This window comes from Flagellimonas taeanensis, assembly GCF_003584105.1.
Lineage (GTDB): Bacteria > Bacteroidota > Bacteroidia > Flavobacteriales > Flavobacteriaceae > Flagellimonas > Flagellimonas taeanensis.
Map to the genome: position 1 here is coordinate 1 of NZ_QXFO01000016.1, position 11,761 is coordinate 11,761.

An 11,761-nucleotide genomic window follows, 5' to 3' on the forward strand; every position below is an offset into this window, starting at 1 on the left:
ACAGAAGAAACAACAACCGCCCAACCTGAAGAGAAGAAAGCCGAATGGGTCCATCTTTTTGACGGTACCAGTCTGGAAGGTTGGAGAGGATACAACATGGACTCCCTGCCCCCCGGATGGACCATCAGGGACAGCATCCTGACCTTCGACACCGAACTGGGCATGGAACAGGACTATACCGGTGGAAAGGACATCATATATGGTGCCGAGGAGTTCGACAATTTCGAGCTCTATCTGGAATGGAAGATCCCCGAAGGGGCCAACAGTGGCATTTTCTACCATGTGAAGGAAGGCTATGACGGCCCCCCCGTGGTGGCCCCGGAATATCAGATCATCGATGACGAGAACTATGCCAGGATACATGATCTGACAGGGTACAACTCGCAATTTGGTGCCGAGCACCCCGAGCTGCTCCAGGACTGGCAGAGGACAGGGGCGGACTATGCCATGCACGTGGCGGACGAATCCCAGAAACAGTTGAACCCGGTAGGGGAATGGAATTCTTCCAAGATCGTGTTCACCCCCGAAAAGGTGGAGCACTGGCTCAATGGCAAGAAACTGTTGGAGTTCGTGCCGTGGTCCGAGGAATGGAACGCCAAGAAGGCCTCGGGGAAATGGGACAATGCCCCCGATTACGGAAAATTCAAAACGGGCTACATCGCTTTGCAAGACCATTCGAGCCCCATTTGGTTCAGAAACATAAAAATCAAGAAACTATAACCTCCAATACCTAACCATGAACAAAAGAGAATTCATCAAAAAAAGCAGTGTGGGAGCCCTAGGGATCATGTTGGCACCTTCTATTTTAAAAGCAGGTTTCCCAAAAGAAAAGTTACGAACGGCCCACATTGGCGTGGGCAATATGGGGATGGAGGATCTCAAGGCGATTTCATCGCATGCCTCGGTCGAGGTGGTCGCCCTCTGCGATGTGGATGCCATCAACCTGTCCACAGCACACAAAATGCACCCCGGTGCCCGTGTGTTTTTTGATTACCGTGCCATGTTGGAGGAAATGGGCGACGAAATCGATGCCGTGATCGTTTCCACACCGGACCATACCCATGCGCCAGCTTCGTTGATGGCGATGAACATGAACAAACCTGTGTACTGTCAAAAACCATTGACCCACTACGTGTCCGAGTCACGGGAAATGAAAAGGATGGCGGCCGAAAAGGGACTGGTCACCCAGATGGGCATCCAGGTACACTCTTTTTATGATTACAAACTGGCCACCTTGCTGATCCAATCCGGAATCATCGGAAAGGTACACACCGTGCATGCATGGTCTCCCAAAAATTGGGGATATGATGGGCCGCTTCCCGAAGGGGAGGACAACGTCCCTGCCCAGTTGGACTGGAACCTTTGGTTGGGCACTTCCAAGGAAAGACCCTATAAAGAGGACATGTACCACCCGGGCAATTGGAGAAAATTGATGGATTATGGTTGTGGGACTTTGGGCGATATGGGTGTGCATATTTTTGATACACCATACAATGCTTTGCAATTGGACGTGCCGACCACCATCACCACTGAGTGTAGGCCCACCAACGGTTTCAGCTACCCGGAAAACAATGTGGTGACCTATGAATTTCCAAGTACTCCTTATACCTCAAAATCCTTCAAGTGGATTTGGTATGATGGCCCTGGTGTTCCTGACATGCATGAAGATCTGGTTTTGCCTGGTGCTAAAAAGACAGTGGACACAAAACCGAAAAAAGATGAGAGTGTAGCCGATAAGATGTCACTCGACACCAAAGTGGCCGGAGAGGGCGAACTACCTGAACAGGGTGCCATGTTCGTTGGTGAAAAAGGCAGGTTGCTGCTTCCCCACTTCATGCAGTTGCCCAAAAAGATCGTGAAGGGCAAGTATGTGGACATCTCCAAGGAGATCGCCAAGGTATCGGCGGCCAACAACATGGGCGAGCCCATCCGAAATTACGAAACCGAAGGCCCAAAGCATTACCACCAATTTGTGGATGCCTGTTTGGGCAAGGCCACCACTACGGCACCTTTCGATTATGGGGCACGGTTGACCGAGACCATTTTGCTGGGCACCATTGCTGGCCGTTTCCCTGGTGAGACCCTGCATTGGGATGCGGAAGCGGCCCGGTTCAAGGAAGAAAAGGCCAACCAATATCTGTCAGGAGATTATCGCGATTTTTAAAGATATCCATTGATCGGCACGGACAATGACCGAGCGGTAGGAACGCTATTATTTTTTAAAACAACAAAATATATTCAATATGAAATTGATACGATACGGGAAGATGGGAATGGAGAAGCCAGGAATATTGATAAATGATAAACGATACAGCCTATCGGCCTACTTTAAGGATTTTGATAGGGATTTTTTTGCGACTGATGGTCTTGCCCAAGTGAAGGAATTGCTCTCCCGGGGAGAAGATTTGCCATTGGTAGGAGAGGAAGAACGATGGGGAGCCCCAATTGCAAGGCCAGGCAAGGTGATGTGCATAGGATTGAATTACTCGGACCATGCCAAAGAAGCAGGAATGCCAATTCCTGCGGAGCCAATCATCTTTCAAAAGGGAAGCAATACCGTGGTCGGGCCCTATGATCCTATTTTGATTCCCAGGGGAAGCGAAAAGACCGATTGGGAAGTGGAACTGGGAGTGGTGATAGGCAAAAGGGCCAGATATCTGGATTCGATAGAGGCATCCAAGGATTGTATTGCTGGGTATTGCTTGGCCAACGATGTTTCGGAAAGAGCTTTTCAATTGGAGAGAGGGGGCCAATGGACGAAGGGCAAATCATCTGATAATTTTACGCCTATAGGACCCTTTTTGTTGGATGCGGACCGCATTGAAAATCCCCAAGACCTGGACATGAAACTATGGGTAAATGGACAGCTTATGCAATCTGGCAATACGGACAACATGATTTTTTCTGTCCATTTCATCGTCCATTACCTATCCCAGTTCATGACCTTGGAAGAGGGTGACCTGATTCTTACGGGCACCCCCCCGGGTGTTGGCATGGGCCAAAAGCCGCAGGTATACCTAAAGTTGAATGATGTTGTCGAGCTTGAAGTTGAACATTTGGGCAGACAAAAACAAATATGTCATAATGCATAAGATTGGACTTTTTGATTTTATGCTCGATGGGTACATAGCAAGAATCCAATACTGTTATTTGAATAGTTAGTTTTTAGTTGTTGAGTTAGTTGATGAAGGCGGGCAGGGGTTGCTCCCTGCCCATTCTTTTCCCTACAGAAAATAACTATTGCCCATTGCCAACCTTTCCATACCATAATCATGATCACATTACAACTGCTGGATTATGCCATCATAATCACATTCTTTGCCATTACGCTGGGGATTGGCCTCTATGTCTCGAAAAGTTCGGGAAAGAGCAGTTCCGAGTTCTTCCTTTCCGGAAGATCAATGCCATGGTGGCTCTTGGGCATTTCCATGGTGGCCACCACCTTTTCCACAGACACCCCCAATCTGGTCACGGATATCGTCCGCACCAACGGGGTAGCGGGCAATTGGGTATGGTGGGCCTTTCTGTTGACAGGTCTGTTAACCGTTTTTATCTATGCTAGGTTATGGAGAAGATCCAATGTGAATACCGATCTGGAGTTCTATGAGCTGAGATACGGAGGGGCACCGGCCCGGTTCTTGAGGGGATTTCGTGCCGTTTACCTTGGGGTAATCTTCAATGTGATCACCATGTCGGCAGTCACCTTGGCGGCCATCAAGATTGGGGGCATTATGTTGGGGCTGGAGCCTTGGCAGACTGTTTTCATCGCAGGAATCGTCACGGTCACTTTTAGCGCCATTGGGGGATTTAAGGGAGTGGTGTACACCGATTTTGTCCTATTTTTTGTGGCCATGGCAGGAACCGTGGGTGCTGCCTATTATTTGGTGAACATCCCAGAAGTTGGTGGTTTGGACGCCATGTTGTCCAATCCCCAAGTGAAACAAAAACTGGCAATTGTGCCCGATCTGGACAACACAGAGGCATTGGTCACCTTGATTATTATCCCCTTGGCGGTACAATGGTGGAGTTCTTGGTACCCGGGATCGGAACCGGGAGGCGGGGGGTATATCGCCCAACGGATGCTTTCGGCCAAAAATGAAAAGCATGCCATTGCGGCCACCTTTTTCTTTAATATCATGCACTATGCCGTGCGACCTTGGCCGTGGATCTTGGTGGCTTTGGCCTCACTGGTGGTCTTTCCGGACCTTGAAAGTTTGCAACAGGCTTTTCCGATAGTTTCCGAGGATAAGCTTGGGCACGACCTTGCTTATTCCGCCATGTTGACCAAATTACCCACAGGGCTTTTGGGTCTGGTACTGGCTTCATTGATAGCAGCATACATGTCCACCATATCCACCCAGCTCAATTGGGGTTCGTCTTACATTGTGTATGATTTTTATAAAGACAGGGTCCATCCAGAGGCATCGGAAAAGAGGTTGGTGGCCGTAGGAAGGATTTCCACAGTCGTTTTGATGATTCTCAGTGCCGCACTGGCACTCTTGCTACAAAATGCGCTCCAACTCTTTGAGATATTGCTTGTTTTTGGGGCCGGGACAGGACTGATTTTTATCCTGAGATGGTTTTGGTGGCGGATCAATGCTTGGAGCGAGATCACGGCCATGTTCGCTTCGGGAATACTCTCGTTGGCACTCAAATTGACACCTCTGGGCGACTTTTTATTTGCTGCTGATGGGGGACTCCTACCCAGTTGGTCCGAATACCCCTTTGTGGTCCTGCTGACGACAGTTGTATGGTTGGTGGCCACTTTTATTACTTCACCGGAGCACAAGGATGTACTCTATGCGTTCTGCGAAAAGATCAGACCGGGAGGCCCGGGGTGGAACAAGATTGTTGTACAGGGAAAAAAAGAGGGAATCGATTTGGAAACAGGGGAAAAATGGAGCGTGCCTAGTGGAATACTGGCAATGCTTTTGGGAACAGTCCTCATATATAGTGCCCTGTTCGCGATGGGCTATTGGATTTATGGGAAATGGTTATGGGCATCGGTCTTGAGCATCATTGTCGTGGTCTCAGCAACGAGTCTTTCACTTTTATGGAAAAAAATTAAAACAATCATTAGATAAAATACTTCAAACTAAATTATGGGAACGGGTCAACAGTCAATTCAACATGAGCCTGCAGGGCAATTTGAAGCTACTCGGTTTGAAAAAATACACAATGTCATCTTTGATGATTCGAAAGAAGGATCGTTACAAGTGGCAAGAGAGATATCGGATCTGATCAGGGACAGGGCGAGCAAGGGCCTTCAGTGCATACTTGGTCTGGCCACGGGCTCCTCGCCCATAAAGGTGTATGAGGAACTGGTGCGCATGCACAGGGAAGAAGGACTTAGCTTCAAAAATGTGGTCACCTTCAATTTGGACGAGTACCATCCCATGGAAAAAGCCAATATCCAGAGCTACCACTATTTCATGCACCAGCATTTGTTCGACCATGTGGACATACCAGCGGAGAATGTGCACATCCCCGACGGAACCATCCCCTCCTATGCGGTACAGGAATACTGCAGGGCGTATGAGCGAGAGATTGAAAAAGCCGGGGGACTTGATTTTCAACTGTTGGGTATAGGCAGGACGGGTCATATTGGCTTTAATGAACCTGGATCCCACTTTAACTCGGCCACAAGGGACATCACTTTGGACCACATTACACGAGTGGATGCCGCTGGATCCTTCAAAGGCCTTGAAAATGTGCCGAGAAAGGCCATCACCATGGGAATAGGCACTATCAGAAAGGCTAAGCGGATTGTACTCATGGCCTGGGGCCAGAACAAATCGGAGATTGTGAAGGAAACCGTGGAAGGAGAGATAAGTTCTGAGGTGCCTGCCACCTATTTGCAGGAACATCCTAATACCACTTTTGTTCTGGACAAGGAAGCGGCCCAAAATCTCACACGCATTGACACCCCTTGGTTGGTGCAGAGCTGTGATTGGACCAAGGACCTGACCCACAAAGCTGTGGTATGGCTGAGCCAAAGGAAGGGTAAGCCCATCCTTCAATTGACCGACAAGGATTATAATGACAATGGAATGTCGGACCTTCTCAGCACAGAGGAGTCCTCTTACGAGATCAACATTAGGACGTTCAACCGTCTGCAACATACCATAACGGGATGGCCTGGGGGAAAACCCGGTTCAGATGACAGCAACCGTCCCGAACGGGCGGAACCTGCGAAAAAGAGGGTGATCATTTTCAGTCCCCACCCAGACGACGATGTGATTTCCATGGGGGGTACTTTCGATCGTTTGGTTTCACAAGGGCACGAGGTGCATATCGTCTATCAAACCTCAGGTAACATTGCGGTGGCCGACCATGAGGTGTTAAAAGTTGCCGAGGTGGCGAATTCCATTCAACCCACAGCATACTTTGAACAGGTGATCCAAGATTTGGGGAACAAAACGGACATGGACTTTGATTCGGAAGCGGTGAGAAAGGTCAAGGGAAGTATCCGAAGGAGTGAAAGTTATGGTGCCACACGATATATGGGTATACCGGACAGTCAGGTACATTTTTTGGACCTTCCGTTCTATGAGACTGGCACTATCAAAAAGAACCCACTAGGGGAGCAGGATATTCAGATCATGAACGATATCATAGAAAAAATAAAGCCACACCAGATTTATGCTGCGGGCGATTTGGCAGACCCCCATGGAACCCACCGCGTATGTTTGGAGGCCCTATTTGCTTCCTTGGATGTGTTGAAGTCAAAACCTTTCATGGAAGAATGTTGGGTTTGGCTCTACCGTGGTGCATGGCATGAATGGGATACCCACGAGATAGAGATGGCAGTTCCGATGAGTCCGGAGCAGGTTCTGAGAAAGCGTAAGGCCATATTTTTTCACCAGACCCAAAAGGATGGGGTCATGTTCCAAGGGGAGGACCTCAGGGAATTTTGGGTACGTGCCGAGGACAGGAACAAGGAAACAGCACAACGGTACCAGTCCCTTGGATTGGCCAGTTACGCTGCCATGGAGGCTTTTGTGCGATATGATTTCTATAAAAAATAGGTTCGGGCATGGTCTTGATTGCGGACAGTGGCTCCACCAAATGTGATTGGCTCGGACATGACTCCAAGGGTGTAGGGATCTTTCAAAAGAGGACCATAGGGGTGAATCCAATGTTGCTCTCCGATATGGAAATAGAAACAGTTATTCAAGAAGTAAGAAAAGATATTCCACAAGGTGTGTCGAGGGTAGAGTTCTATTGTGCCGGTGGCAATCATGATGAATCCAAATCAAGGTTGGGTGATTTGTTCCAAAAGCATTTTCCGCAAGCAAATGTGTTAGTTGCCGATGATTTGGAAATGGCCGTGAAGTGTGGCCAAGGATTACCGGGTGTAGTCTGCATTTTGGGAACGGGATCCAACAGCTGTTTTTTTGACGGTGCCCAAATCCATAAGCGATTGCCCGATCTGGGATTTCATGTTATGGATGAGGGAAGCGGCAATTACTTTGGAAGAGAACTTCTCCGCAGCCATGCTTATGGTTACATGCCTACTGACCTCCGAAAAATTTTTGGGGACCAGTATGATCTGGAGGACAATACCATAGTAAAAGAACTCTATCACGGGGACAACCCCAGCTCTTACTTGGCCAACTTTGCCCAATTCATGGTCCAGTACCAAGAACATGTTTTCATGCAAGGTATGATCAAAGATGGGGTTGATAAGGTTTTTGAACATGTGTTGGGGCCATACAAAAAGGAAATGCAGCGACATCCCATATACTTCATAGGCTCAATTGCCTTTTATCTGCAAAAAACAATTCAAAATGAAGCCCGTAAAAGAGGGTACGACACAGTTTTCTTTATCAAAAATCCTATCCAATATTTTACAACGCTGTCCTGAACATTTCTTTTTTTAGCTTTTGAATGACTTATGCGACAATACCATTTTCAGGGTACAATGATGATTATGGATTTTTAATTTATTAAACTGGTTTAATAAAGAAGCAATTTTATACCCGTACTTTTGAAGTAAAGACGTTTTTGATGGAAAGTAAGCAAAAAGTTGTCGTTGTGGGAGGTGGGTTCGCAGGACTTGAACTGATCAAAGGATTGGGCAGCTCAAAGAAATACGACGTCACATTGGTGGATGTGAACAACTATAACTTTTTTCCACCATTGATCTATCAGGTATCCACTGGCTTTATGGAACCGTCCGCTATCAGTTACCCGTTTAGGAGAATACTTAGAAAAAGTCCAAGTGTCCGGTTCAGGCTTGGAAGTTTGGAGAAGGTGGTGCCTTTGGAGAATAAGATTGTTTTGAACAACGGGGAGCTGTCCTACGACATCTTGGTGATGGCCACTGGTGCGGAGAGCAATTTTTTTGGCAACAAGAATGTTGAGAAATACAGTCTGCCCATGAAGACCATAAGCGATGCCCTTTCGCTCAGAAATACCATTCTTACGAGATTGGATCGTGCCACTCGTTTGCCCAATAAAGTGGACCGCAAGCGTTTGTTGACCTTCGTTATTGCCGGTGCAGGCCCTACAGGTGTTGAGCTGTCCGGAATTCTTGCAGAAATGAGTACTTCCATCCTAAAGAAAGATTACCCCGAACTGAGCCAAGAGGACCTTGGCGGGATTTATTTGATCGATGGGCAAGACGCCGTACTGGCGGCCATGTCGCCAAAGTCACAGCAATATACATTCAAAAAACTCAGGCAGTATGGGGTTGTGATCAAGCTCAACACCTTTGTAAAGGACTTCGACAATGAAAAGGTCTATTTGTCCGACGGAACAGAGATCCAGACCAAAAACCTCATATGGGCCGCAGGGGTTTCAGCCAAGACTTTTGATGGGTTCCAAAAGGACAGCTTTGGCAAAGGCAACCGCCTTAAGACCAATGCCTATAATTTGGTGGAAGGTTACGATAATATCTATGCCCTGGGTGATTGTGCGTTGGTCTCCGGTGATGAAATCTTTCCGAACGGACACCCCCAATTGGCACAACCGGCACTACAACAAGCTAAGAATTTGGCAAGGAACCTAGAGGTAGACAATGGGAAGTGGAGACCTTTTTCGTACAGGGACAAAGGGTCTTTGGCCATCATAGGAAGAAATAAGGCTGTATTGGACTTTCCGGGCCAAAAGAATTCCATTAAGGGATTTTTGGCTTGGCTCATCTGGATCTTTGTACACATTATGGGGTTGGTCAACTTTAAGAACAGAATACGGGCCTTTTTCAACTGGATCGGCTATTATATCTACCGTGATCAATATTTTAGGATGATCATCAAACCCAAGGAACGGGAAAATATCAATGCTTGAGCTCTTCAATATTTCCAAAATACAGTTGGTTCACAACTGCTTTTGATTGTATTGCAAATATTGACATGGGGATTGTCGGACAAAACAACCATCTTAAAGTTTGTATATCCCTACATTGGGCCATCATTCTTTTATAAATTGCGATGAGTGCTCAAAAAAATGAGCATTTTTACCCAAGCTGAAAGTCGATATGTCCATAGAATATTTACCGATTGTTTTTTTTCTGATAGCCCTTTTTTATAGCTCCGTAGGTTTCGGGGGCGGATCCAGTTATTTGGCCATTTTGAGTCTGTTCTTGACCGATTTTTACGAAATACGGTCCACGGCCTTGATCTTGAACATCTGTGTGGTCACCATCGGCACCTTGGTCTTTATCAAAAACAGGGTTTTCAACCTAAAGATGTTCTGGCCATTTTTGGTGGTCAGTATCCCTTTTGCCTACTTGGGCGCACAGGTGAGGCTTTCCCAGACGTCATTTTTTTTAGTGTTGGGCGGTGCTTTGATCCTGGCGGGCATTTTTATGTTGTTGCGATTCGTGAAGAAAAAACTCGAGTCAAGGGAGTTTTCAAACCCCAAGAAACTTCTCTTGGGCGGCAGCATTGGCCTGCTTTCCGGCATATCGGGAATAGGAGGAGGTATATTTCTTTCTCCAGTGCTCAACCTGTTGAAGTGGGCCAATCCAAGAGTGGTCGCTTCCCTGGCCTCTGTTTTTATTTTGGTGAACTCCGTTTCGGGGTTGATCGGATTGAACGTGGCCGGTACTTTCAAACTGAACCAAGAACTGATGTTCAAGCTCATCATTGCTGTGGTCGTAGGTGGTGCTATTGGATCATATTTGTCCAACAAAAAGTTCAACCTGAAGTTTTTGGGTGTCCTTACAGGTATATTGGTGCTTTATGTGGGATTGAGACTGATCTTGTTGCATGGATTCGGAATCAAAATTTAGGGTACTTCCCAGAGGCATACTATCCCAACATGTCAACCCCTTTTTTTGGACTGGTCCAAAACCGATAATGCGTCAAGGTTTCCCGAAGTAACGGACCAAACTCCTTTTTATCCCTTATCAAAGGCTATTTGCATGAAAATGAAGGGGATTTCGTTGAAAAAAGTTAAATAAGTGCTGTGGTCAACACATGTTTGGTAACTTACTAAAAACAGCATTCTATGAAATTTTCAGCAAAATATATAGTATTGATAGACCTTTGTGTCTTATTAGGGGGCATGGTATATTCTTGTGGTTCGGATAATGGCCCTCCAGATTTGGAGTCTGAGGTGCCCAATGAACCAGAAGACCCGAACGATGACGACCCAGAAGGACCAGGAGAACCACAGGACCCAGTGGAAACCAATGATCCCAATACAGATTACTCCCCTGCGTTTGAAGGCCAGACCAGAATCAATGGGGTTACTACAGAGACCACCTATACGGTTACCGTTTTTGCTTCGGGACTATCCAATCCATGGGGGATGGCCCACTTGCCGGATGGTCGTATCCTGGTAACAGAAAAGGCAGGCACCATGCGGTTGGTGTCAACTTCGGGAACTGTGAGTTCCCCCATTACAGGAATCCCCGCGGTCAACAGCTCGGGCCAAGGGGGGCTTCTGGACGTTGCGGTGGACCCAAACTTTCAGGAAAACAGAATGATTTATTGGTCTTTTTCACAAAATGGGCCAGGAGGCACGGCCACGGCAGTTGCCAAAGGAAGATTATCGGATAGCGAAACTGCCATTGAGGATGCCGAAGTGATCTATACCGCCATACCCGAATTTGAAAGCACGGCCCATTATGGATCGCGACTGGCTTGGGACGGCGAAGGAAACCTGTTTGTCAGCACAGGCGACAGGTCAAGTAGGGTAACCCGAGGGGAGGCCCAGGAATTGGATGCCGCTTTGGGCAAGGTGCTCCGGATTACCACAGATGGTGCACCCGCAAGTGGAAATCCTTTTGTGGGTGAGGATGGGGTTCTGCCCGAAATATACTCTTATGGACATCGAAATGTACAGGGATTGGCAGTACATCCTGTCACTGGGGAGCTTTGGGAATCCGAGCTAGGTCCAAGGGGAGGGGACGAGGTCAACCTCATTGAAGCAGGGGCCGACTATGGTTGGCCTACTATTTCCTATGGATTGGAATATAGTGGTGCGGCAATCGGTTCAGGCATCACACAACAAAATGGTATGGAACAGCCTGTTTATTATTGGGATCCCGTGGTATCGCCAAGCGGTATGGATTTTTATTCGGGGAATGCCATTCCAGAATGGACCAACAATTTGTTTTTGGGGGCTTTGAGTGGCCAACATATCGTGCGTTTGGTGATCGAGGACGATAGGGTAGTGGGTGAAGAACGCTTACTGGAAGGTCAAGGCCACCGTTTCAGGGATATATTGGACGGGGCCGATGGGGCACTCTATGCCCTGACCGATGGTGGCGGTGCTGTGATCTATCGCATCGGTCTTTAAGATTTTCAAT

At 47.5% G+C, this 11,761-nt stretch carries 9 protein-coding genes; all 9 read left to right on the plus strand.

Going from position 1 to position 11,761, the window contains the following annotated elements:
• Positions 1 to 720 (plus strand): 3-keto-disaccharide hydrolase (locus D2V93_RS07025; RefSeq protein WP_147377364.1); only part of this gene is annotated, 720 nt, incomplete at its 5' end.
• 16 nt (positions 721 to 736) lie between these two features.
• Complete coding sequence (locus D2V93_RS07030; RefSeq protein WP_119618936.1) at positions 737 to 2,164, plus strand: Gfo/Idh/MocA family protein; 1,428 nt, start codon at positions 737 to 739, stop codon at positions 2,162 to 2,164.
• A 79-nt stretch (positions 2,165 to 2,243) separates the two neighbouring features.
• Positions 2,244 to 3,092, plus strand: a complete 849-nt coding sequence (locus D2V93_RS07035; RefSeq protein ID WP_119618937.1) for a fumarylacetoacetate hydrolase family protein — start codon at positions 2,244 to 2,246, stop codon at positions 3,090 to 3,092.
• Between the two features lie 180 nt (positions 3,093 to 3,272).
• On the plus strand, positions 3,273 to 5,084 hold the full coding sequence (locus D2V93_RS07040) for a sodium:solute symporter family protein (protein WP_119618938.1): 1,812 nt from the start codon (positions 3,273 to 3,275) through the stop codon (positions 5,082 to 5,084).
• Between the two features lie 18 nt (positions 5,085 to 5,102).
• The gene (nagB, locus tag D2V93_RS07045) at positions 5,103 to 7,028 is read left to right on the plus strand and encodes a glucosamine-6-phosphate deaminase (RefSeq protein ID WP_119618939.1); all 1,926 of its coding nucleotides are present in this window, start codon (positions 5,103 to 5,105) and stop codon (positions 7,026 to 7,028) included.
• A gap of 8 nt (positions 7,029 to 7,036) precedes the next feature.
• Entirely contained in the window at positions 7,037 to 7,867 is an 831-nt protein-coding gene (locus tag D2V93_RS07050) for an N-acetylglucosamine kinase (protein WP_119618940.1), read from the plus strand.
• Positions 7,868 to 8,010: 143 nt separating this feature from the next.
• The gene (locus D2V93_RS07055; RefSeq protein ID WP_119618941.1) at positions 8,011 to 9,291 is read left to right on the plus strand and encodes an NAD(P)/FAD-dependent oxidoreductase; all 1,281 of its coding nucleotides are present in this window, start codon (positions 8,011 to 8,013) and stop codon (positions 9,289 to 9,291) included.
• Between the two features lie 190 nt (positions 9,292 to 9,481).
• Entirely contained in the window at positions 9,482 to 10,237 is a 756-nt protein-coding gene (locus D2V93_RS07060) for a sulfite exporter TauE/SafE family protein (protein ID WP_072882986.1), read from the plus strand.
• Positions 10,238 to 10,455: 218 nt separating this feature from the next.
• Positions 10,456 to 11,751: a PQQ-dependent sugar dehydrogenase gene (locus tag D2V93_RS07065; protein WP_245978121.1), complete on the plus strand. Its 1,296-nt coding sequence runs from the start codon at positions 10,456 to 10,458 to the stop codon at positions 11,749 to 11,751.
• The last annotated feature ends 10 nt before the right edge of the window (positions 11,752 to 11,761 follow it).